24 protein-coding genes and 1 pseudogene are annotated in these 21,250 nt (G+C 70.3%); 12 read left to right on the top strand and 13 right to left on the bottom strand.

The features are described 5' to 3' along the window. Positions 1 to 66: 66 nt before the first annotated feature. The 3 genes from ACH4YP_RS46245 to ACH4YP_RS46235 are packed head-to-tail and all read left to right on the top strand — an operon-like array spanning position 67 to position 2,872. Positions 67 to 933: an ATP-binding cassette domain-containing protein gene (locus ACH4YP_RS46245; protein ID WP_398497441.1), complete on the top strand. Its 867-nt coding sequence runs from the start codon at positions 67 to 69 to the stop codon at positions 931 to 933. Then, on the top strand, positions 933 to 1,835 hold the full coding sequence (locus ACH4YP_RS46240; RefSeq protein ID WP_398497435.1) for a sugar phosphate isomerase/epimerase family protein: 903 nt from the start codon (positions 933 to 935) through the stop codon (positions 1,833 to 1,835). Before ACH4YP_RS46245 ends, ACH4YP_RS46240 begins: the two co-directional genes overlap by 1 nt. Positions 1,836 to 1,852: 17 nt before the next feature. Then, positions 1,853 to 2,872 (top strand): Gfo/Idh/MocA family oxidoreductase, encoded by a 1,020-nt coding sequence (locus tag ACH4YP_RS46235; RefSeq protein WP_361072911.1) that lies wholly within the window; start codon positions 1,853 to 1,855, stop codon positions 2,870 to 2,872. A 180-nt stretch (positions 2,873 to 3,052) separates the two neighbouring features. Here ACH4YP_RS46235 and ACH4YP_RS46230 read toward each other — a convergent pair whose 3' ends face one another. Continuing rightward, entirely contained in the window at positions 3,053 to 3,490 is a 438-nt protein-coding gene (locus ACH4YP_RS46230; protein WP_398497439.1) for a DUF4442 domain-containing protein, read from the bottom strand. A gap of 245 nt (positions 3,491 to 3,735) precedes the next feature. Between ACH4YP_RS46230 and ACH4YP_RS46225 the strand changes: the two genes are divergently transcribed. Further along, a complete protein-coding gene (locus ACH4YP_RS46225; RefSeq protein ID WP_361072914.1) occupies positions 3,736 to 4,770 on the top strand; it encodes a hypothetical protein in 1,035 nt (344 codons plus the stop codon). On the opposite strand, the gene ACH4YP_RS46220 is transcribed toward ACH4YP_RS46225, so the two are convergent. Beyond that, positions 4,767 to 4,991 (bottom strand): hypothetical protein, encoded by a 225-nt coding sequence (locus ACH4YP_RS46220; protein ID WP_361072916.1) that lies wholly within the window; start codon positions 4,989 to 4,991, stop codon positions 4,767 to 4,769. The genes ACH4YP_RS46225 and ACH4YP_RS46220 overlap by 4 nt on opposite strands. Here ACH4YP_RS46220 and ACH4YP_RS46215 point away from each other — a divergent pair. Together ACH4YP_RS46215 and ACH4YP_RS46210 are read left to right on the top strand one after the other, a co-directional pair. Next, a pseudogene (locus tag ACH4YP_RS46215) lies at positions 4,884 to 5,291 on the top strand (helix-turn-helix domain-containing protein); the annotation flags it as partial. The gene ACH4YP_RS46220 and the pseudogene ACH4YP_RS46215 sit on opposite strands and share 108 nt — an antisense overlap. A 43-nt stretch (positions 5,292 to 5,334) precedes the next feature. Continuing rightward, positions 5,335 to 5,958: a transposase gene (locus tag ACH4YP_RS46210; RefSeq protein WP_398497432.1), complete on the top strand. Its 624-nt coding sequence runs from the start codon at positions 5,335 to 5,337 to the stop codon at positions 5,956 to 5,958. 96 nt (positions 5,959 to 6,054) lie between these two features. Here the strand turns inward: ACH4YP_RS46210 and ACH4YP_RS46205 are convergent, their stop codons facing one another. From ACH4YP_RS46205 to ACH4YP_RS46195, 3 genes are all read right to left on the bottom strand, one after another. Continuing rightward, the gene (locus ACH4YP_RS46205; protein ID WP_361072922.1) at positions 6,055 to 6,492 is read right to left on the bottom strand and encodes a hypothetical protein; all 438 of its coding nucleotides are present in this window, start codon (positions 6,490 to 6,492) and stop codon (positions 6,055 to 6,057) included. A 190-nt stretch (positions 6,493 to 6,682) separates the two neighbouring features. Further along, positions 6,683 to 7,300 carry a transposase gene (locus ACH4YP_RS46200; protein ID WP_398497430.1) on the bottom strand — a complete coding sequence of 206 codons (618 nt, stop codon included), beginning with the start codon at positions 7,298 to 7,300 and terminating at the stop codon, positions 6,683 to 6,685. Then, positions 7,270 to 7,818 carry a helix-turn-helix domain-containing protein gene (locus tag ACH4YP_RS46195; RefSeq protein WP_398497428.1) on the bottom strand — a complete coding sequence of 183 codons (549 nt, stop codon included), beginning with the start codon at positions 7,816 to 7,818 and terminating at the stop codon, positions 7,270 to 7,272. Before ACH4YP_RS46195 ends, ACH4YP_RS46200 begins: the two co-directional genes overlap by 31 nt. Before the next feature lie 191 nt (positions 7,819 to 8,009). Between ACH4YP_RS46195 and ACH4YP_RS46190 the strand changes: the two genes are divergently transcribed. Continuing rightward, complete coding sequence (locus tag ACH4YP_RS46190; protein ID WP_398497426.1) at positions 8,010 to 9,299, top strand: MFS transporter; 1,290 nt, start codon at positions 8,010 to 8,012, stop codon at positions 9,297 to 9,299. A gap of 59 nt (positions 9,300 to 9,358) precedes the next feature. Here ACH4YP_RS46190 and ACH4YP_RS46185 read toward each other — a convergent pair whose 3' ends face one another. The 3 genes from ACH4YP_RS46185 to ACH4YP_RS46175 form a co-directional block, all read right to left on the bottom strand. Continuing rightward, positions 9,359 to 10,204: a fused MFS/spermidine synthase gene (locus ACH4YP_RS46185; RefSeq protein WP_361073260.1), complete on the bottom strand. Its 846-nt coding sequence runs from the start codon at positions 10,202 to 10,204 to the stop codon at positions 9,359 to 9,361. A gap of 122 nt (positions 10,205 to 10,326) precedes the next feature. Continuing rightward, positions 10,327 to 11,496, bottom strand: coding sequence for an elongation factor Tu (gene tuf / locus ACH4YP_RS46180; RefSeq protein WP_398497424.1), 1,170 nt, complete (start codon positions 11,494 to 11,496; stop codon positions 10,327 to 10,329). A gap of 389 nt (positions 11,497 to 11,885) precedes the next feature. Continuing rightward, a complete protein-coding gene (locus ACH4YP_RS46175) occupies positions 11,886 to 12,620 on the bottom strand; it encodes a DNA alkylation repair protein (protein WP_398497423.1) in 735 nt (244 codons plus the stop codon). A gap of 49 nt (positions 12,621 to 12,669) precedes the next feature. Between ACH4YP_RS46175 and ACH4YP_RS46170 the strand changes: the two genes are divergently transcribed. Further along, a complete protein-coding gene (locus ACH4YP_RS46170; protein WP_398497421.1) occupies positions 12,670 to 13,443 on the top strand; it encodes a TVP38/TMEM64 family protein in 774 nt (257 codons plus the stop codon). Positions 13,444 to 13,734: 291 nt separating this feature from the next. Here the strand turns inward: ACH4YP_RS46170 and ACH4YP_RS46165 are convergent, their stop codons facing one another. Beyond that, a complete protein-coding gene (locus ACH4YP_RS46165; protein ID WP_398497420.1) occupies positions 13,735 to 14,904 on the bottom strand; it encodes a thiolase family protein in 1,170 nt (389 codons plus the stop codon). 106 nt (positions 14,905 to 15,010) lie between these two features. Between ACH4YP_RS46165 and ACH4YP_RS46160 the strand changes: the two genes are divergently transcribed. Beyond that, on the top strand, positions 15,011 to 15,487 hold the full coding sequence (locus tag ACH4YP_RS46160) for a winged helix-turn-helix transcriptional regulator (protein WP_398497418.1): 477 nt from the start codon (positions 15,011 to 15,013) through the stop codon (positions 15,485 to 15,487). Between the two features lie 39 nt (positions 15,488 to 15,526). Here ACH4YP_RS46160 and ACH4YP_RS46155 read toward each other — a convergent pair whose 3' ends face one another. From ACH4YP_RS46155 to ACH4YP_RS46145, 3 genes are read right to left on the bottom strand one after another with little or no spacing between them, the layout of a single operon-like run. After that, on the bottom strand, positions 15,527 to 16,246 hold the full coding sequence (locus ACH4YP_RS46155; protein ID WP_361070857.1) for a cupin: 720 nt from the start codon (positions 16,244 to 16,246) through the stop codon (positions 15,527 to 15,529). After that, the gene (locus ACH4YP_RS46150; RefSeq protein WP_398497416.1) at positions 16,243 to 17,178 is read right to left on the bottom strand and encodes a PmoA family protein; all 936 of its coding nucleotides are present in this window, start codon (positions 17,176 to 17,178) and stop codon (positions 16,243 to 16,245) included. The genes ACH4YP_RS46155 and ACH4YP_RS46150 overlap by 4 nt, the downstream gene beginning before the upstream one ends. After that, positions 17,175 to 18,413 (bottom strand): Gfo/Idh/MocA family oxidoreductase, encoded by a 1,239-nt coding sequence (locus tag ACH4YP_RS46145; RefSeq protein ID WP_361070851.1) that lies wholly within the window; start codon positions 18,411 to 18,413, stop codon positions 17,175 to 17,177. The genes ACH4YP_RS46150 and ACH4YP_RS46145 overlap by 4 nt, the downstream gene beginning before the upstream one ends. A 310-nt stretch (positions 18,414 to 18,723) precedes the next feature. On the opposite strand from ACH4YP_RS46145, the gene ACH4YP_RS46140 reads away from it, so the two are divergent. Continuing rightward, a complete protein-coding gene (locus tag ACH4YP_RS46140) occupies positions 18,724 to 19,599 on the top strand; it encodes an undecaprenyl-diphosphate phosphatase (protein WP_398497415.1) in 876 nt (291 codons plus the stop codon). 195 nt (positions 19,600 to 19,794) lie between these two features. On the opposite strand, the gene ACH4YP_RS46135 is transcribed toward ACH4YP_RS46140, so the two are convergent. Continuing rightward, entirely contained in the window at positions 19,795 to 20,355 is a 561-nt protein-coding gene (locus tag ACH4YP_RS46135; protein WP_361070846.1) for a carboxymuconolactone decarboxylase family protein, read from the bottom strand. Positions 20,356 to 20,596: 241 nt separating this feature from the next. Here ACH4YP_RS46135 and ACH4YP_RS46130 point away from each other — a divergent pair, with 241 nt between their 5' ends. Together ACH4YP_RS46130 and ACH4YP_RS46125 are read left to right on the top strand one after the other, a co-directional pair. Beyond that, positions 20,597 to 20,872, top strand: a complete 276-nt coding sequence (locus ACH4YP_RS46130; protein WP_398497437.1) for a winged helix-turn-helix transcriptional regulator — start codon at positions 20,597 to 20,599, stop codon at positions 20,870 to 20,872. A 128-nt stretch (positions 20,873 to 21,000) separates the two neighbouring features. Then, positions 21,001 to 21,180 carry a hypothetical protein gene (locus tag ACH4YP_RS46125; protein ID WP_055617124.1) on the top strand — a complete coding sequence of 60 codons (180 nt, stop codon included), beginning with the start codon at positions 21,001 to 21,003 and terminating at the stop codon, positions 21,178 to 21,180. The last annotated feature ends 70 nt before the right edge of the window (positions 21,181 to 21,250 follow it).

The following is a 21,250-nucleotide window of genomic DNA, read 5'->3' as shown; positions in this document are numbered from 1 at the left end:
ACCGACAACCCCACCTCCCCCAACGGCACCACCGCCGTCAAGGACAAGGCCGACGACACCACACCCATCGTCCAGCTGAAGGGCGCGGGCAAGGCCTACGGCAACGTCAAAGCCCTGCACGGCGTCGACCTGGCCGTCCACCCCAGCCAGGTCACCTGCGTCCTCGGCGACAACGGCGCCGGCAAGTCCACCCTGATCAAAATCATCTCCGGCCTGCACCAGCACACCGAGGGCGAGTTCCTCATCGACGGCCAGCCCGTCCACCTCAGCAACCCCCGCGAAGCCCTCGACAAGGGCATCGCCACCGTCTACCAGGACCTCGCCACCGTCCCCCTCATGCCGGTCTGGCGGAACTTCTTCCTCGGCTCCGAGATGACCAAAGGGCCCTGGCCGATCCGCCGCCTGGACATCACACAGATGAAGGCGACCGCCGACCAGGAACTACGCAACATGGGCATCATCCTGGACGACCTCGACCAGCCCATCGGCACCCTCTCCGGCGGCCAGCGCCAGTCCGTGGCCATCGCCCGCGCCGTCTACTTCGGCGCCCGCGTCCTCATCCTCGACGAACCCACCGCGGCCCTCGGCGTCAAACAGTCCGGCGTGGTGCTGAAATACATCGCCGCCGCCCGCGACCGCGGACTCGGCGTCATCTTCATCACCCACAACCCCCACCACGCCTACATGGTCGGCGACCACTTCAGCGTCCTACGCCTGGGCACCATGGAACTCTCCGCCGCCCGCAGCGAGGTCACCCTCGAAGAACTCACCAACCACATGGCCGGCGGCGCCGAACTCGCCGCACTCAAACACGAGTTGGCCCAGGTCCGCGGCGTCGACGTCGAAGAACTCCCCGAAGCCGAAGACCTCAAAACACCCACCACCACCGCCGCCAGCACCGCTGCGTCCTCCTCGGAAGGAAAGGCCTCCTGATGGCCAACGCGCTCGACCGCATCCGCGTCGGCTCCGCGCCCGACTCGTGGGGCGTCTGGTTCCCCGACGACCCACAGCAGGTGCCCTGGGAACGCTTCCTGGACGAGGTCTCCGAGGCCGGTTACTCCTGGATCGAGCTCGGCCCGTACGGCTATCTGCCGACCGACCCGGCCAAGCTCACCGACGAGGTGAACAGGCGCGGCCTGAAGGTGTCGGCGGGCACGGTGTTCACCGCGCTGCACCGCGGCCCCGACGTCTGGGACGCCACCTGGGAGCACGTCAGCCAGGTCGCCGAGCTGACCCGGTCGATGGGCGCGAAGCACCTGGTGGTCATCCCGTCCTTCTGGCGGGACGACAAGACCGCCGCGTTGATCGAGCCGCCTGACCTGACGGTCCGTCAATGGTCGTACCTCGCCAAGGGCATGGAGCGCCTCGGCCACGAGGTGAAGGAGCGCTTCGGTCTCGACATCGTGGTGCACCCGCACGCCGACACGCACATCGACACCGAGGAGCACGTCGAGCGCTTCCTCGACTCGACGGACTCCGGCCTGGTCAGCCTCTGCCTGGACACCGGGCACTACGCCTACTGCGGCGGCGACAACGTCAAGCTGATCGAGACGTACGGCGAGCGCATCGGTTATCTGCACCTCAAGCAGGTCGACCCGGAGATCCTCGCGGACGTCGTCAAGAACGAGGTTCCGTTCGGCCCGGCCGTCCAGCGCGGCGTGATGTGCGAACCGCCGACCGGCGTCCCCGCGCTCGAACCGGTGCTGGAAGCCGCTCAGAGGCTCGGCGTCGACCTGTTCGCCATCGTCGAGCAGGACATGTACCCCTGCCCGCCGGACAAGCCCCTGCCCATCGCGGTGCGTACCCGCAAGTTCCTGCGCTCCTGCGGCGCCTGAGAAGGGATCAACCGACCATGGCTCAGCGCGGAACGCTCGGCGTGGCCGTCATCGGCACCGGAAAGATGGGCGCCGATCACGTGCGGCGCCTCGACCAAGTGACCAACGGGGCACACGTCGCCGCGGTCGTGGACGTCGACGCGGAACGGGTCAAGCGGATCGCCGACGGTATCGAGGGCTGCACGGCCCACACCGACGCGGCCGCCGCGATGGCCTCGGACGGTGTCGACGCCGTACTGATCGCCTCTCCCGGCCCCGCCCATGAGGCGGCGCTGCTCACCGCCTTCGAGCACGACCTGCCCGTCCTGTGCGAGAAGCCGCTCACCCCGGGCTCGGCCTCGGCGCTGCGGGTCCTGGAGGCCGAGCAGAGGGTCGGGCACCGCCTGGTGCAGGTGGGCTTCATGCGCCGGTACGACACCGAGTACACGAAGCTCAAGGCGCTGCTGAACACCGGGCAGTTGGGCCGCCCGCTGATGCTGCACAACCGGCACCGCAATGTCGCGACCCCGCCCGGCTTCACCAGCGAGATGCTCATCAACGACTCCGTCGTGCACGAGATGGACATCACGCGCTGGCTGCTCGGCCAGGAGATCACCGCGGTCACCGTGCTGAAGCCGACACCGTCCGACAACGCCCCGGACGGCCTCCAGGATCCGCAGCTCGTCCTGTTCGAGACCGCCGGCGGCGCGATCGTGGACGTCGAGATCAACGTCAACTGCGGCTTCGGCTACCAGGTACAGGCCGAGGTGGTCTGCGAACGCGGCACGGCCCGCATCGGCGACGGCCACGCCCTGGTCACCAACCAGGCGGGCCGCTGGGGCGGCACCATCGCCCAGGACTTCGTGGAGCGCTTCGAGGACGCGTACGACCGCCAGGTGCAGGCCTGGGTCGACGCCACGCGCCGCGGCGAGGTCACCGGGCCCAGCGCCTGGGACGGCTATGCCACGGCCGCGGTCTGCGAGGCGGGCGTCCGCGCCCAGTCCGAGGGCGGCCGGATCGAGGTCGAACTCGTCGAGCGCCCGGCCTTCTACAGCTGACCGGACCAAAAACCATTCCGGAGGGTGGCGCCGCACGAGGAGTCCACCCTCCCGGCGGTGACGAGCGAGGAAGCTCGGTACGCCCCCGCCGCCCCACTGCCGTACACACGACGCCACGGTCGTCCAGGTGCGGCAGGGCGAGGTTCGACGCGGCCGGCGGTGACACCCGGGGCAGTTCCCTCAGCCGTTGGGCCGCAGCGTCCAGATGACCGTCATCTCGCCGGTCACGGCACCGTCCTCGCGCTGGATGGCGACAACCACGGGGAACTCCGGCCGCTCCCCGGCGTCGAGTTCGGCGACGACGTCCTCGATGGAGCGCCCCAGCGTGGCGGTGGCGGTGACGGGCCCCCTGGCCAGCTTCTTGAACGCGATCTCGGCGGTCACGGGCAGCGGCACGGCCCGTGCGAGCTGGTCCCCGAACGCGGCCAGCACGACCGCGCCGCTCGCGGACTCCCCCAGCGTGAACATCGCCCCGGCATGCGGCCCACCCACATGGTTGTGGTACTCGCTCTGGTCGGGCAGCGCGAGGACGGCCTTCTCCGGAGTGGTCTCGAGATACTCCAGCTTCAGGGTCCGCACCATCGGAACCGTGGCGGCGAGCAACTCGCCGATCGACATCTGGTCTGCGCTCATGGCGGGCATGTTACCCACGGGTAGCAAGCCGTGACCAGTGGCGGAAAGTGATCGTCGGGAGCACCGGGGGAACTCGCCCACGGGGCACGGACATTCGCGTTCGAGAATTCCCGAGGGGCCCCGTCGGTACGGTACGCCTCCATAAGTACCCATCTGGGCCCTGCTCCGGTACGTCCCTGACGAAGGGCGGTGACCCAACCGTGTCCGGGGCGGCACTAGGGTTACTGCTCATGTGGCCAGGAAACCAGCCGCCCGGGGGCGAGCAGAACCCGCAGGACCAGAACCAGAACCCGTACCAGCAGCCGGGGTACCAGCAGCCGAATCCGTATCAGCAACCCGGATTCCAGCAGCAGCCCGGACCGCAGGCACCGAACCCGTACACCCAGCCGGGGCAGCCCGGTTGGAGTGCGCCCGGTGTGCCACAACCGCCGCAGGGCGGCGGTGACGGGAACAGGACGAAGCTCGTCGCCATCGTGGCGGCCACGGCCGTCGTCGTCGCGGCCGGTGTGACGGGCGTCCTGGTCCTGGGCGGCGACAAGGACGACGAGGCCGACGGCGGCAAGGACGGCAAGACGAAGCAGTCACCGTCGGCGAGCGCGTCGAAGGACCCGAGCGCCTCCGCGTCCACCGGCGAGGACAACCCGCGCGGCACCGACGGCGAGAAGCCGACCATCGCGGGCTGGAAGGTCGTCATCAACCCCCGCTTCGGCACGATGTTCGACGTCCCCGCCGACTGGGAGATCGAGAGCACCGACACCAGCGTGGGCTTCGAGTGGGAGGAGAAGGGCAAGACGGACCGCACCACGGTCACCGCCCCCGCCTATCTCAAGTCCAAGTGGTGCACCACGGACAACGACAAGGACGGCCGCGACGAGGACACCGCGCTGGCCACCGCCGGAACGCGCGGCGAGAACGGCGCCAAGGACTCGGCCGAGGCAGCCGAGACCCGTGTCCCGTGGTGGATCTTCGGCGGCTACACGCAGCCGGACAAGAAAAGCGTGAAGTGGGACAAGGCGAAGTCGTACACGACGAAGTCGGGCCTCAAGGGCAGCACCGCCACCGCGTACTCGAAGAACACGCCGCAGAACGGCAAGTGCGACAGCGAGGGCAAGGCCATCACCTTCGCGTTCAAGAACGGCGCGGGCGATTTCGTCACCTGGAACCTGTACGGCGCCAAGGGCGTCGGCGACGAGATCCCCGAGGCCACCGTCCAGAAGATCCTGAGCACCGTACGCCTCACCGAGGCCGCGCCGACGGACGGCTAAGCGGAGCTGGTGAAGTTGGTTGCGTTGGGTAGGCGTCCTTGGGGAGGGACGCCATGCCGAACATCCTCCGAGTCGCGCTGACCGACGAGCAACGCCGTGACCTGCACGCGCTGCTGGCCCGCCGCGATCTGACCCAGTACACGCGGCAGCGCGCCGAGTGTGTCCGGCTCCTCGACCAGGGCCGGTCCGTTGCTGAGGTCGCGGGCGTGCTGGAGTGCCATCCGGTCACGGTCCGAGCTACTGTCCACCGCTTCGAGAAGGGTGGGATCGCGGGGCTGCCGGATGCCCCGCGGCCGGGCAGGCCGGCGAGGCTGCTGGGGGCGGAGGACCGAGCCGCGCTGGGCGGGCTTCTGGACGACTCTGCCCAGGCCGGGATCACGTGGACTGTCCCGGCCCTGTGTGAGTGGCTGCGGGACGAGCGCGGGGTGGAGATCTCCTCGGACTGGCTGGGCGAGCTGCTGCGGCGCGAGGGTTTCCGCTGGAAACGTACCCGCGACAGCCTGCGGCACAAGGCCGACCCCGTCCTCCAGCAGTCCGCCCGGGCCCATTTGGAGGCTTGCGGCCTTGCGGCAGGCCGCGCACGCGGGAGAACGCGATCTGATCTTCCTGGACGAGTCCGGGTTCGCTCCCACCATGCCCACCGGCTACACCTGGTCCAGGATCGGGCAGCGCGCTGTGGTGCCGAAGGAGGACACCCGCAATCGCCGGGTCAACGTGCTCGGCGCGAAGGTCCTCGGCAGCGAGCCGGACCTGGTCTGGCAGAGCACCAGCGGGAAGATCGACGCGGAGATACTGCTGGACTTCGTCTGCTCGCGGCTGGCGGGCCTGGGCGGTGGCGCGGCCGTACTGGACCTGGCCGCCGACGGCCTCGGCGTCGACATCATGCCGGTCTGGGAACGGCGCAGGCCATGCACGGTCGTACTGGACAACACCTCGGCCCACAGGGCCAACGCGTTCAAGAACCGCCGACGTCAACTGGCGAAGACCGGAGTGGAACTGTTCTGTCTGCCGCCATACAGCCCGGAGTTGAACGACATCGAGCTGGTCTGGCGGCAGGCGAAGTACGAGGACTATCCGCAACGCAGCCAGACCAGCACCGACTCCCTCGGCGAAGCCGTCGACCAGGCAATGACCCAGCGACGAAACCGAATCCGAGGATCAGCAAAGAACTTCACCCAAGCCGCTTAGCAGACTGAGGATTCCCACCCAGACTTGCGCGCCCAAAGCATGGACGGCGCCCAGACATGTAGCGGAGTCCGGGCGCCATGCATCGCTACGGGTAGGTCAGTTCCGGGCGTCGTTCAGGAGATGCCGCCACCCGCCGGGGACCTGCTCCCACTTGCCGGTCGTGTTCTCCTGGAGGACCACCATCACAGATGCGGCGCCCCCTGGGCCCAAGTCGACAGTGAAGTTGTAGTCGGTGCTGGTGCCGGTCCCCCGGCCGCACGCCGTGCGCGTTTCTACCTTCGGGGTTGACCACGCGGTCTCGTAAACCTCGAACAGTGCCTGAGCACACCCTGTCGTGTGGGATTTCACCGTCCCCTGCACCACAACGTCACGGTTGTAGAAGGAAACACCCCCCTTGGTGTAACCGTACGTGGCATCCCATATATCATAATTGTCGGTATCGAGCGGGGCGGCCGCAGCCGTTCCGGTGCCCACGACTCCGAAGAGTCCAGCACACACCGCGATGGTGGCGGCGCCACCCAGAAACCTCTTCATGGAATTTTCCCCCTCCTGCAAGCAAGTGAGCAGCACCGCCCACCTGCTGGTCGTCCGCGACCTTACCTGGCTGACCGCCTTACTGACCGGGTCAGGCTGAAATCGGTGCGTTGGATGGGCAGTTGTGTGCTGATCGGCAGGATCTACCGGCATCGTGTTGGCGGTCCCGCCAATGCTGCAGTCGTACCTACTAAGCGGCTCGGGTGAAGTTCGTTGCTGACTGCCGGATCCGGTCTCGTTGCCGTGTCATGGCCCGGTCGACGGCTTCACCGATGGCATCGATGCTGGTCTGGGCACGCTGTGGATAGTCCTGGTACTTCGCCTGGCGCCAGATCAGTTCGATGTCGTTCAACTCCGGGCTGCGCGGCGGCAGGTAGAACAGGTCGACCCCGATCTTCGCCAGCTGGCGGCGGCGCCCCTTGAACGCCCTGGCCACGTGCGCGGAAGCGTTGTCCAGCACGATCGTGCACGGCCGGCGGCGCTCGCAGACCGGTATGGCGTCCACGCCGACGCCGTCGGCGGCCAGGTCCAGCACGGCCGCCCCGCCGCCCAGGCCCGCCAGGCGGACAAGGACGAACTCCAGCAGCATCCCGGCGTCGATCTTGCCGCTGGTGCGCTGCCAGAGGAGGTCCGGCCCGGTGCCGACGACCTGCGCGCCGAGCACGTTCACCCGGCGGTCCTGGGTGTCCTCCTTGGGCACCACCGCCCGCTGTCCGACCCGGGACCAGGTGTAGCCGGTGGGCATGGTCGGGGCGAACCCGGACTCGTCCAGGAAGATCAGATCCCGCCCGCCCGCGTGCGCCTCCATCCGTAAGTCCGTAAGTCCTCCAGTTCCGCCTTTGCGGACTGCTGGAGGACGAGGTCGGCCTTGTGCCGCAGGCTGTCGCGGGTCCGTTTCCAGCGGAAGCCGTCGCGGCGCAGCAGCTCCCACAGCCAGTCGGCGGAGATCTCCACCCCGCGCTGCTCGCGCAGCCACTCGCGCAGCGCCGGGACGGTCCAGGTGACGCCGGCCGCCGCGGACCGGTCCAGCAGACCGGCCAGCGCCGCGCGGTCCGCACCGCCCAGCACCTTCGCCGGGCGGCCCGGACGCGGGGCATCGGGCAGCGCCTCGACCCCGCCGTCTTCGAAGCGGTGGACCGCCGCGCGAACGGTGACCACGTTGCATTCGAGCAGGTCGGCCACCTCGGGGGCGGTCTTGCCCCGGTCGAGCAGGCGGATGCACTCCGCGCGTTGCCGCGAATATCGGGTCAGATCCCGCCGTGCCAGCAGTTCGTGCAGCTCTCGCCGCTGATCGTCAGTCAACTCGATACGGAGGATGTTCGACATGACGCCCCTCCCACAGGACGCCTACCCAACCCGCAGCCGACTTCACCCGAGCCGCTTAGCGTCCTGGGGCAGCCCTGGCCCCCCTGTCTCCGTCCTCCGTACTCCGGCGGCGGAAAGAAAGAGGGGAAACGGCGCAAGAAAGGCCGACAACTCGTTTGGCAAGGCGGCCCGGTGACCGAGACAGTCGCCGGATGGACCCCGCCGCCGACTCTCGCGCCCGCCTGCGCCGCCCTTCCTGGGCGGGCCGCAACTACACCCTGCTGACCGCCGCCGCGGTGGTGACGAACCTTGGCAGCCAAGGAGCGTTGATCGCGGCGGCGTTCGCCGTCCTGGACGAGGGCGGCGACGGCGGCGACGTAGGTCTGGTGGCGGCGGCCCGCACCTTCCCACTGGTGCTCTTCCTGCTGATCGGCGGCGCGGTCGCGGACCGGCTCCCCCGGCACCGTGTGATGGTCGCGGCCAACACCCTCAACTGCCTCTCCCAGGCGGCCTTCGCGGCACTCGTCATCGCCGGCGAACCGCGGCTCTGGCAGATGATGCTGCTGACCGCGCTCGGCGGCACGGGCCACGCGTTCTTCAGCCCGGCCGCCGAGGGGATGCTGCTCTCCTCCGTCAGCGGCCGGCAGGCCGGCCGTGCCTTCGCGCTGTTCCGCCTCGCGATGCACGGCGCGGGCCTCGGCGGGGCCGCGCTCGGCGGTGCCATGGTCGCGGTGGTCGGCCCGGGCTGGGTGCTCGCCGTGGACGCGCTGGCGTTCGCGGTCGCGGGTGCCCTGCGCGCCTTCCTCGACGTGAGTCACATACCGTCTCGCGCACCGGGCGGCGGAATGCTCACCGACCTCCGCGACGGCTGGCGGGAGGTCATCGGCAGGCCCTGGCTGTGGTCGATCGTCGCCCAGTTCTCCGTCGTGGTGGCCGTCGTCGGCGCCGCCGAGGCGGTGTACGGCCCCCTCGTCGCCCGGGACAGCCTCGGCGGCCCGGGGCCCTGGGGCCTGGCCCTCGCAGCGTTCGGCGCGGGCACCGTCGGAGGCGCCCTGCTGATGATGCGCTGGAAGCCACGTAGACTCCTCCTCGCCGGCACCCTCTGCGTCTTCCCCCTCGCCCTCCCGTCGGCCGCACTCGCCGTGCCGTTCCCGGTGGGCCCCCTGTGCGCGGTGATGTTCGTGACCGGCACGGCGATCGAGGTCTTCGGCGTCTCGTGGATGACCGCGCTGCACCAGGAGATCCCCGAGGACAAGTTCTCCCGTGTCTCGGCGTACGACTGGTTCGGCTCGATCGCCATGGTGCCGCTCGCCACGGCGCTCGCGGGTCCGGCGGAGTCCGCCTTCGGGCGTTCGGCGTCCTTGTGGGGCTGCGCGGTCCTGGTCGTCGTGGTGACGGCGGCGGTGCTGTGCGTTCCCGACGTGCGGAATCTGAGGCGGCGTACGAAGGAAGTGGCCCAGGGAATACCGGTGAAGAGCGAGCCGGCGCACTCGGACGGCTGATCCTGACCCGACCGCCGACCGCCGCGCGTATTCGGATCGGTCCTCGGGCGGCCCGGCCCTCAGCCGATGCTGAACGCCCCGTCAGGCGGCTCCGGCGACGGCACCGCGTCCTCGTCCCGTACGGGACGCGCGTCGCCCACGAAGACCCGCAGGGTGTCTCCGTACTCGACCCGGGCCGGAAAGGCGTCGGCGGCCGTGCGGCGGGTGAGGGCGGGGGTGTCGAGCGGGTGGTGGGAGGCGACGAGCACCGCGTTGCCGAAGCGGCGGCCGCGCAGCACGCCCGGCTCGGCGATCAGCGCCAGCTCGTCGAAGACCGTGGCGAACGTGGCCAGTTGGGAACGCAGAAAGGCGAAGGGCGTGGCGTCGGCGAGGTTGGCCAGGTACACGCCGTCGGCGCGCAGCACCCGCTCGGCCTCACGGGCGTACGCCACCGAGGTCAGGTGCGCGGGCACCCGAGAACCGCCGAAGACGTCGGCGATCAGGACGTCGGCCGAGTCGGCGGGCGCGGACTCGATCCAGGTGCGGGCGTCCGCGCCGTGGACCGTGATGCCCGCGTCGTCGGGGACGGGCAGATGCTCCGCGACGAGGTCCAGCAGCCCGCCGTCTGCCTCGACCACGTCCTGCCGGGACCCCGGCCGGGTCGCCGCGAGATACCTGGGCAGGGTGAGCGCGCCGCCGCCGAGGTGCAGCACGTCCAGCGCCCGCCCGGGCGCCGCGATGGTGTCCAGGACGTGCCCGAGCCGCTGCGCGTACTCGAACTCAAGGTGCGTCGGCGCGTCGAGATCCACGTACGACTGTGGCGCCCCGTCGACCGTCAAGAGCCACGCCCGCTTCCGGTCGACGTCCGGCATCAGCTTGGCGGTCCCGTGATCCACGGCTCGCGTCACGGGTATCGGCTCGTCCACGGCTCCATTGTGCCCGTACGGGCACGAGTGGGCGCCAACGTGCGCGCGGGGCACCCCGTCAGACGTGGGTGTCCACCCTCCGTACGAAACGGGGGGTGGACACCCACGCGACCGCGCCGGATTCAGCCGACGGTGGTCACCGTCCCGGCGCCGACCGTGCGGCCGCCCTCGCGGATCGCGAAGCCGAGGCCCGGCTCCAGCGGCACGTCGCGTCCCAGCTCGACCGTCATGGTGACGGTGTCGCCGGGCCGCGCGACCGCCCGCTCGCCGAGGTCGACATCGCCGACGACGTCCGCGGTGCGGATGTAGAACTGCGGCCGGTAGCCGGTGGACACCGGCGTCGTACGACCGCCCTCGCGCGCCGACAGGACGTACACCTGCGCGGAGAAGCGACGACTCGGTACGACGCTGTCGGGCGCCGCGACGATGTGCCCGCGGCGCACCGCGTCACGGGGTACACCGCGCAGCAGCAACGCCACGTTGTCGCCGGCCTGCGCCTCGTCCATGGGCTTGCCGAAGGTCTCCAGGCCGGTGACGACCGTGTCCACGGCGGCGCCGAGCACTTCGACGCGGTCGCCCACGCGGACGGTGCCGCGCTCGACGGCTCCCGTGACGACCGTGCCGCGGCCGGTGATGGTGAGCACGTTCTCCACCGGCAACAGGAACGGCGCGTCCAAGTACCGCTCCGGCATGGGCACATACGTGTCCACGGCGTCGAGCAGCGCACCGATCGCCTCGGTCCACCGGGGGTCGCCCTCCAGCGCCCTGAGTCCCGAGACGCGTACGACCGGTACGGAGTCGCCCCCGTAGCCGTGCGCGGTCAGCAGCTCGCGGACCTCCAACTCCACGAGGTCGGTGAGCTCCTCGTCTCCCGCGTCGGCTTTGTTGAGCGCAACCACGATGTGGTTCACACCCACCTGCCGGGCGAGCAGCACGTGTTCGGCGGTCTGCGGCATGATCCCGTCGAGTGCGGAGACGACGAGGATCGCCCCGTCGAGCTGCGCGGCCCCGGTGACCATGTTCTTGACGTAGTCGGCGTGGCCCGGCATGTCCACGTGCGCGTAGTGCCGGATGTCGGTCTCGTACTCGACGTGCGCAATGTTGATGGTGATGCCGCGCGCGGCCTCCTCCGGCGCGCGGTCGATCCGGTCGAAGGGAACGAACGTGCCGGAGCCGCGCTCGGCGAGGACCTTGGTGATGGCGGCGGTCAGGGTGGTCTTGCCGTGGTCGACATGACCCATGGTGCCGATGTTCAGATGCGGTTTGGTGCGCACGTAAGCCGTCTTGGGCATGGCAGTACCTCGAAGCCTCTTCGGTGTCAGCGGAGCTGAGTGATGGCCCCGGCGTCAGAGCGGCCGGGACGGGGACCCCAAGGACTTGCCGACCCTCCCCCTGCGGGGTCCGCCGGACGATCCGGGAAGGGTCAGCTTCGGGCGCCGTCTGCGGCGGCCAAGGTGATCAGGACGGCAGCCTTCGGCGCATCCGCGACTGCGGACGCTGCGAGGAGGAAGGCGTACCGGAACATGAGGAGATCATCGCCGACGCGCATGACCGCGTCGAATGGTTTTTCGCGGCCGTGGGACGCGGGGAGCCGGGTGTTTCCGCAGGTGTGCGAGGTGCCGATGGTCTGCTTTGTGAGGCACCGGTGCTCTGCTGTGCGAGGAGCCGATGGTCTGGTGTGTCAGGGGCCGATGTTCTTGAGCGCCTCGCGCACGGACAGCGGTGAGAGGCGGTCCCGCTCGCCGGCGACGAAGTCCCGTACCGCCCGCGGATCCGTCTTGGCGTACTCACGCAGACACCAGCCGATCGCCTTGCGGATGAAGAAGTCGGGGTGCCCGGACTGACGGACGCAGTACCCGAAGAGGCGTTCGGTGTCGGTGGTGTCCTTGTAGCGGAGCTGGTGGAGGAGGGCGGTCCGGGCGACCCACAGGTCGTCGTCCGCGATCCACCTGTCCATGTCGGTCCTCAGCTTCGGGTCGGCTGCCACGAGACCGCCGACCACATGGGCGGCGAGCGCGTCGACGGTGTCCCACCAAGGGACAGTGGAGACGAGATGACGTGCCACGGGCAGGAAGCCGGACGAGAGACGCCTCACATGCCGACGCAGCTGGTCGACGGCGAAGTACTGGTACTCGCGCTCCGGCAGCCGCCAGCAGCGCAGCGCCACCGCCGTGCAGTCGGCCTCGTCCGGACGGGGTGTTCCGTCGAGGACCGTGCGGGAGAGCGCGCGGCGATCGGGCGTGGTCAGGCCCAGGAAAGGGGCGATGTCCTTCATGTACGCGCGCATCTCCCCGGCCCGCCGGGGATCGGCCGCCGCGGCGTAGGTGACGGTGAGCCGCTCCAGCACGGTGTCCGCGAGGGCGCTGCGCGGCAGCTCCAAGTGGCCGTCTGACGTTCCGGAAGCTGTGACGCCCATGAGACGAACCATACGGCGATCACACACACCGGTCGGTTAGTGTCACCGGATGCTCGATGCCACCACCCGCTCTGGGGGCACCGCCACGGCCACTCCCCCGGTCCCCGCAACGGAACTCGTCCCCACCGAGTTCGCCACCGCGCCGACAGGTCCGGCCGCCCGCTGGACGAGAGCACTGCTCTCTCCGTGGTGCCGGTTCTCACTGCTGGTGTCGCTGCTGGTGTCGGCGGGCGCGACGGTGCTGCTGCTGGAGCCCCAGAAGCTGCTGGCCGATGGCTGGCCGCCACAGCTGAACGGTGCGGCGGCGTCCGTGGTCTTCGCCGTGGCGTACGGGCTGTGCACGGTCGCGTTCGTACCCCGGCCGCTCCTCAATCTGGCGGCGGGCGCCCTGTTCGGCTCACAGCTGGGCCTCGGGGCCTCGCTCGGGGGTACGGTGCTCGGGGCCGGGATCGCCTTCGGGCTCGGCCGGATGCTCGGGCAGGACGCGCTGCGGCCACTGCTCCGCGGCCGCTGGCTGACGGCGGCGGACGGCCAGCTCAGCCGTCACGGCTTCCGCTCGATGATGGCCGCGCGGCTCTTCCCCGGAGTGCCGTTCTGGGCCGCGAACTACTGCGCGTCCGTCTCCCGCATGGGCTGGTTCCCCTTCCTCCTCGCCACGGGCCTCGGCTCGATCCCCAACACCGCCGCGTACGTCGTCGCCGGCGCCCGCGCCTCTGCCCCGACGTCCCCCGCCTTCCTGATCGCCATGGCCTTCATCGCCCTCCCCGCCCTCGCGGGAGCGATCATCGCCTGGCGCAAGCGCCACCACTTCCGGGACCGCTGAGGCGGGTTCCTCGGGGGCTGCCCGAGGGGAGACACCTCCAACCGCGAGGCCGTCGGGCGGAGGCCGGGCCGCCGTCCGCTTGGCTGCCCGGGGGCCGGCCCGCGAGACGCCGTACACACAGCCATCAGGTCGGCAGCGCCCCCTGCTGTGCGGGCGCAGCGCGCCGGTGTCCGCACAGCCGTCGCCCATCAACGCTCCCCGGGCGGCCGGCCCGCGTCGCTCCCAACCCGTGGCCCAGCTCGTGATCCTCCAAAGGCTCCTCCAAAGCCCGCGTGCCCCACCCGCACCCGCCTACAGCCCCTCCAGCACCATCGCGTTCGCCAGGCCGCCCGCCTCGCACATCGTCTGGAGGGCGTAGCGGGCACCGCGTGCCCGCATCGCGTGGACGAGCGTGGTGGTGAGCCGTGTGCCGCTCGCGCCGAGCGGGTGGCCGATGGCGATGGCGCCCCCGTGGACGTTGACCTTGGAGAGGTCGGCGCCCGTCTCCTGACGCCAGGCGAGCACGACGCTGGAGAAGGCCTCGTTGACCTCGAAGAGGTCGATGTCGTCGAGAGTGAGCGAGGCCCTGCGGAGCACCTTCACCGTGGCGGGGACGACTCCGGTGAGCATCAGCAGCGGGTCGGACCCTGTGACGGCGAAACTGTGCAGCCGGGCCAGCGGCCGCAGACCGAGCCGGGCCGCGGTCTCGCTCGACGTGATGAGCACGGCGGACGCGCCGTCGTTGACGGGGCTGGCGTTGCCCGCGGTGACGTTCCAGTCGATCTGCGGGAAGCGCTCGCCGAAGGCCGGGTCGTAGTAGGCGGGCTTCAGACCGGCCAGGACCTCCGTGCTGCTGCCGGGCCGAACGCACTCGTCCCGGGTCACGCCGTCGAGAGGCGCGACCTCGTCGGTGAACAGCCCGCTCTCCCACGCCGCCGCGGCCTTCCGGTGCGACTCCACCGCGAAGGTGTCCATCTCCTCGCGCGAGAGCGACCACTTGGCCGCGATCAGCTCGGCACTGATCCCCTGCGGAATCAGCCCTTCGGGGTACCGCTCGGCGACTCCGGGCCCGAAGGGGTCCTTGCCCTCCGGCACGTTCGACCACATCGGCACACGGCTCATGGACTCCACGCCACAGGCCACGACCAGGTCGTACGCCCCGGAGATGACGCCCTGCGCCGCGAAGTGCACCGCCTGCTGGGAGGACCCGCACTGGCGGTCGACCGTCGTCGCGGGCACCGACTCGGGGAAGCCCGCCGACAGGACCGCGTACCGCGTGGTGTTCATGGCCTGCTCGCCGACCTGGTCGACCGTCCCGCCGATCACGTCGTCGATCAGCGCGGGATCGACGCCGGAGCGCTCGACGAGCGTACGGAGGGTGTGTGCGAGCAGTTCCACGGGATGGACGTGGGCGAGCGAGCCGTTCGGCCTGCCCCTTCCTATCGGAGTGCGTACGGCTTCGACGATGACTGCGTCACGCATGGTCCGGCCCCTCGAAGTCACAGGGTTTGCTTTCCAAACCCACTGTGTGCCCCCACGGTAACCCAGTGGGTTGGAAGAACCAACCCACCCCCATAGACTGGGTCGCATGAAGGACGCCCGCCCCTGCTCGATCGCCGACACCCTCGCGCTCGTCGGCGAGAAGTACTCCCTGCTCGTCCTGCGCGAGGTGACCCTGGGCGCCACACGGTTCGACCAGCTGGTCCGCAACATCGGCGCCCCGCGCGACGTGCTGACGAGCCGCCTGAAGCGGCTGGTGGAGGCCGGTGTGCTGGAGAAGGTCGCGTACAGCGAGAAGCCGCCGCGCTTCGAGTACCGGCCCACGCGGGCCGGTCTGGAGCTGGAGCCCGTACTCCTCACGCTCATGGCGTGGGGCGACCGCCATCTCAACGACGGCGATCGCCCCATGGTGCTCGAACACGTCGGCGGCCCCGGACACGCGGGCGGCCACGAACTGGTCCCGGTCGTCACCTGCGCCGAGTGCGGCGAGGCGGTCCGGCACGACGACCTGACGGCCCACCCACAGGCCCCGGGGTGGACGGCGACGGGACCCGCGGCGACGTAGTCCGGACGTCGCCGCTCACGTTGCCCGCCGGAGCCGGTGCTACGCCCCCCGGTACACGTCGAGCCGCCCGCACATCCCGAACTTCCCGTACGCGGACGGCTGTTCGGCCCGTACGACGGCGTCGGCGAGGTGGGACACGTCCCCCCGCTCCAGCCGGTCGAGCTGTTCCCCGGTCGCCGCGGCCGCCGCCTCGGCACCCCGCCGCCACCGCTCACGCCACTCGGCGAGCCGGGGGCGTACGAGCTCGGCGGCGGCCCGCTGGAACGCGGCGAGCGGCTCGGGCCCGTCGGCCTCGCGCAGCGCGCGGTATCCCTCCAGGGCGAGGTCGCGCCGGGCGCGGGCGAACCGCTCCTTCTCCTCCTCGGGCGCGTCCGCCGGAACGACCGTCGCGGCGGCGTACGTCTCCGGGTCGGTCAGGTACTTCGGCGGCAGGGTGAGCACCGCGTCCCCGGCCTCCGGAAGCCCGCTGTTCTGCATGAGGACGGTGATGCGCAGATCGTCCTCGTTGACCAGCCGGTGGATCGTGCCGGGCGTGAACCAGGCGACCGTGCCGGGCGCGAGCGGTGTGACCTCGTACCCGGACGCCGTCAGGGTCTGCACCGCGCCCCGCCCGCCGGTGACGACGTATGCCTCCGAACAGGTCAGGTGCAGATGGGGAGTTCCGCCGCACACCCCGTCGTCGGCGGGCCAGTCGTAGACCGACAGGTGCGAGACGGCGACGCCTCCGGGGAGCCCGGCGAAGCCCTCGGCCGCGCTCACCACGGGTGCACCGCCAGGTACTTGGCGATCTCCTCGCGCTCCCAGGCACCGTCGGCGACGACGACGCGGTAACGACGGGTGAGGGTCTCGCCGGGTGCGAGTTCCAGCTCGTCGAAGAAGGCGAAGGAGGGGGCGACGGCCGCGAACGGCTCGTTGCGGACGAACCAGTGGGCCGGGTGCGCACCGCCCTCGCCCGTGTGGTCGTTCTCGGGGGCGTGCGCGAAGACGAGCGTCGCGTACCCGTCGGCGACGTCGTGCTCCGCGGAGTACGCGAGCCAGGGCGCCTGTTCACCCATCAGGTCGGGGCCCTCACCGTCGGGCCCGATGATCCGGCCGTCCCGGAAGCCGCGGGGGCCGCGCCAGAACAGGCCCGTGTAGCCGGCCATCTCCCGCCCGGCCGTCGTGGGGCTGCCGAACCGCAGGGGCTCGTCACGGCGGTTGGTGACGGAGGTCGTCCAGGTCAGCGCCCAGGATCCGGACACCGGGTCCACGTCGTGCACCTCTACGCGGCGCTCCTCCTCCGCCCAGAGCGAGCCGTCGTACGGATGCCAGGTGAGCCGCTCGGCGATGACCACGCGGTCGCTGTCGGCGCGCACCTCGTCGAACTTGACGTGTGTCATCGACCCGACACGCTCAGGGAGTTCGAGATACCCCTCTCCGTGAACGTATGTGTTGCCGCCCCACAGGTTCGCCCCCGACAGATGAGAGGCGGTCATCTGCAGGCCCTTGTGCCAGCGGTGGTCGTTGGGCCGGTAGTCCGTGACAACGTTGCCCGCGAGCGTTTTGAGCGGGTGCAGATACGGCTTCGGGGCCTCCCAGGCCGCCTCGGGGCCGTACACGTAGCTCAACAGGTCGACACCGGTGGTGGGTTCGGTGATCGTGATGCGGTCGCCGTGGGCGTGGACGATGCGCAGGCCGTCCTGTGCGGTCATACCGATGCCTCCTCGTGCGTCGTGGGTGCCCAGCCGGGCGCGCCGCCGTGCAGGGCGGTGTAGTAGGGGTCGCCGGGCCCGATCTCGCCGGCGCGGACGGTGACGTCCGTGAACGCCGACTTGTAGAGCGCGGTGATCAGCTCCAGGCTGGTGCGCCCGTCGGCACCACTGCTGCGCGGCCGCTCGCCCGCGCGCATGCTCGCGACCAGGTCACGCAGCTGGGCCAGGTGCGAGCTCGGCACGTCGGCGCCGAAGTCCTGCCAGGCCGCCACGTCCTCGATGGGCGCGTCCGGCGCCGGGGTGATGCGCCAGTTCTCGTTGCTGTGCCCGTAGAGATGGGTGAGTTCGACCGTCGCGTGCTCGCAGTCGACGCGGATCCGGCTGACCTCGTCCGGGCTGAGCACGCTGTTGACCACGGTCGCGAGCGCGCCGCTCTCGAAGCGCACGAGCGCGGTCGAGACGTCCTCCGTCTGCACGTCGTGCACCAGACGCCCGGCCATGGCCCGCACCTCGCTCCACGGCCCGAGCAGGTCGAGCAGCAGGTCCATCTGGTGGATGCCGTGTCCCATGGCGGGCCCGCCGCCCTCGGTCTCCCACTTTCCGCGCCAGGGCACGGCGTAGTAGGCGGCGTCGCGGTACCAGGTGGTCTGGCAGTGCGCCACGAGGGGCCGCCCCATGGCCCCGTCGGCGATCAGACGCCGTACGTGCCGGGCGCCCGAGCCGAACCGGTGCTGGAAGACGATGGAGGCGTACGGGCCGCCCTCGGTCCCCTCCTGTGCCTCCACGGCGTCGAAGTCGGCGAGGGTCGGCACGGGCGGCTTCTCGCACCACACCCAGGCGCCGGCGCGCAGGGCGGCGACGGTCTGGTCGCGGTGCAGGGTCGGCGGGGTGCAGATGGAGACGAGGTCCGGGCGCTGTTCCGCCAGCATCCGGTCGAGATCGGTGTAGCCGTGCGGAACACCACCGTCCGCGCAGAAGCGCTTCACCGCGTCGGCGTCGATGTCGACCGCGGCGACGATGTCCACCTCGCCCTCGGCGGCGAGCGCGGCGAGTGCGGGCAGATGGCTGCCGGAGGCGATGGCGCCGGTCCCGATGACGGCGGCCTTGATCCGCCGGCCGTCGAGCGGGACGGCCGGTCGGCTCTCGCGCTCGGTGCTCTCGTACTGGTTGCTCGCGTGCTCGATGTCCTCGTGCTCGGTCGTCTTGCTGGTGGTGGCGTCGCGTGAGGTACGCATGGACGTGATCAGCACTCCATCGGACGTGACAGCGGTTCTGGCGGACGCCTGCCCTCCTCGGTGACCACGAGATGGCCATCGATCGCAGCAAGCGCTTTCACTCCTCGCGGAAACGTAAGCGGCGGCGTCATGGCGGGTCAACACCCTGGTCACCGTGGCGGGGTCCGCGGCAGGGAGGCCCTGTCGCCACACGCTTCCCGAGGGGCGCTACGCTGCCCCGGGCGCGCCCGATCACCGCAGACGACAACACGGCACGTCCGTCCGGCCATTCACTCCGCTCCCGCCCTCAGCACTTGGATCACGAAACTTCATGTCTCTGTTTGAATCCCTCATCCTCGGACTCGTCCAGGGGCTGACCGAGTTCCTTCCTGTCTCGTCCAGCGCGCACCTGCGGCTGACCGCGGCGTTCGCGGGCTGGGAGGACCCGGGGGCGGCCTTCACCGCGATCACCCAGATCGGTACGGAGACGGCGGTACTGATCTACTTCCGCAAGGACATCGCGCGGATCATCTCGGCGTGGTTCCGCTCGCTCACGAACAAGGCGATGCGGAGTGATCACGACGCGCAGATGGGCTGGCTCGTGATCATCGGCTCGATTCCGATCGGTGTGCTGGGCGTCACTCTCAAGGACCAGATCGAGGGGCCGTTCCGCGATCTGCGCATCACCGCGACGACGTTGATCGTGATGGGCATCATCCTCGGCGTCGCCGACCGGCTCGCGGCGCGCGACGAGACGGGCGGGAAGCACCGGGTCGCCAAGGAGCGCAAGTCGATCCAGGACCTGAGCGTGAAGGACGGCCTGATCTTCGGCGTCTGCCAGGCGATGGCCCTCGTTCCCGGCGTCTCCCGCTCCGGCGCCACCATCAGCGGCGGCCTCCTCATGGGCTACACGCGCGAGGCCGCGGCCCGCTACTCGTTCCTGCTCGCCATCCCGGCGGTCCTCGCGTCCGGCGCCTTCGAGCTGAAGGACGCGAGCGAGGGCGGCCATGTCTCGTGGGGCCCCACGATCTTCGCGACGGTCATCGCTTTTCTGGTGGGTTACGCCGTCATCTCCTGGTTCATGAAGTTCATCACGACCAAGAGCTTCATGCCGTTCGTCTACTACCGCATCCTGCTCGGCATCCTGATCATCGTGCTGGTCAGCATGGGCGCGCTGAGCCCGCACGCGGCCGAGTCTGCGGGCTGACGGCCGCAGTCCTCGCAGGAACCCCCGACATGACGGAGCCGCCCGCCTGATTTCCCCCGTGGCGGGCGGCCCGTGCTCGGTGTCCAGAGGTGGTCGCGGCCTTCACACCTGGACGTCAACCACCGTAGCGGGGCGGGCTCTTGGGGGCACCCGATTATCCGCGGGGTTCCACGGCTGTCCGCGGCCCCGGTCGGCTCACCCCTCCGGGAACGCCCGCGCCCACGGCTCCTGTTCGATCTCAAGCCCGTTGGCCACGTACGCGATGGTCCGGTACCAGCCCGACAGGACCAGGAACTCCAGGGCTTCGAGTTCGTCGAGGTGGGCGCGGAGACCGGTCCAGCCGTCGTCCGACAGGCGAGCCGTCTCGTGGAGTTCGTCCACGGCCCGGAGCAGGGCCGCCTGGCGGGGCGTCCAGGCCGGATCGGCCGGGGTCCCGGTCACCGTCAGGGGAATCCGCTCCGGCCCCAGACCGGAGGCTTCGGCGTAGGCGGCCATGTGAACGCCCCACTCGTACGCGCAGCCGCAGCGGGCCGCGACCCTGGCGATGACCAACTCACGGTCGGCGTCGGAGAGCCGGCCGTGGACGAGCAGGCCCGCGCCGAGGGTCCTCATGCGGGAGGCGAGGTCGGGGTGGCGCTGCAGGACCTTGAAGAGCATCAGGGGTTCGTGGGTGACGCCGGGCGGCATCCAGCGGCGCAACTCGCGTTCGGATTCGGGGTCATGGGGCGGCGTGACGCCGTCGATGCGTTGCTTCATGCCTTCCGACCCTTGCGCTTCTGAAATCGAAGCGCAAGGGTGGGAACGCAAAGGAACGCGTCGGCAGTTGTCGGTTCAGTGAGGCACGGTCGCCGGTTCGCCGAGACACACCGAGGCGCGCGCCGAGACACTGCGAGGTCCGCGAGTCGCGGTGAGACAACCGACGGGGAGGGAAGGCGTCTTGGGCACGGCACCCCGTCCCGGCCGACCCGTGCGCGGTTCGGCCACCGGTCGTCCCGTCATGGCCGCGCTGGACCTGCTGGGCCGCCGCTGGACGCTCCGCGTGATCTGGGAACTCCACCGGAGCGGTGCGCCGATCGGCTTCCGCGACCTCCAGCGCCGCTGCGACGCCATGTCGTCCAGCGTCCTGTCCGCCCGCCTCACCGACCTCCGCGAGGCCGGCGTCGCGGCACCCACCGACGAGACGACCTGGCGCCTCACACCCCTCGGCGAGGACCTCGTGACGGCGATGGGGCCCCTGCTCGACTGGTCCCGCACCTGGGCCGACCAGCGGTGATTCGGAACGGCGGCCGACCCTCTCCCCCAACCCATCGCCTCTCAAACGTCTTTGGCGTGACCAACCACATACTGCATGGGTAGCCGTTTGGTAGCGCACTGTCAGTCCTTGGCCCTACGCTTGTGCGCATGTCCCCCAATTCCGTGAGCCCTGGTTCCGCGCGGTCTGCTGCCGTGCTGAATGAGCAGATCCGCGCGTTATGGATACGCGCCGGCGGTTCCCTGTCGGCCCAGGAGAGGGCCGAGTACGAACTGCTGGTCGTGCAGTGGGCCGCGGCGATACGTCATGAGGTCATCGAGGCGGCGTGACGCCCGGCGAGTGATGTCCGCGGAGTGAGGGCCTCTTGAGCGTGCGGGCCCGCCACCAGGCCCGGCCCCT

The organism is Streptomyces sp. NPDC020747, assembly GCF_044334695.1.
Taxonomy (GTDB): domain Bacteria; phylum Actinomycetota; class Actinomycetes; order Streptomycetales; family Streptomycetaceae; genus Streptomyces.
Note: the sequence above shows the minus strand (reverse complement) of the source record. Positions and strands in the feature narration are given on the sequence as shown.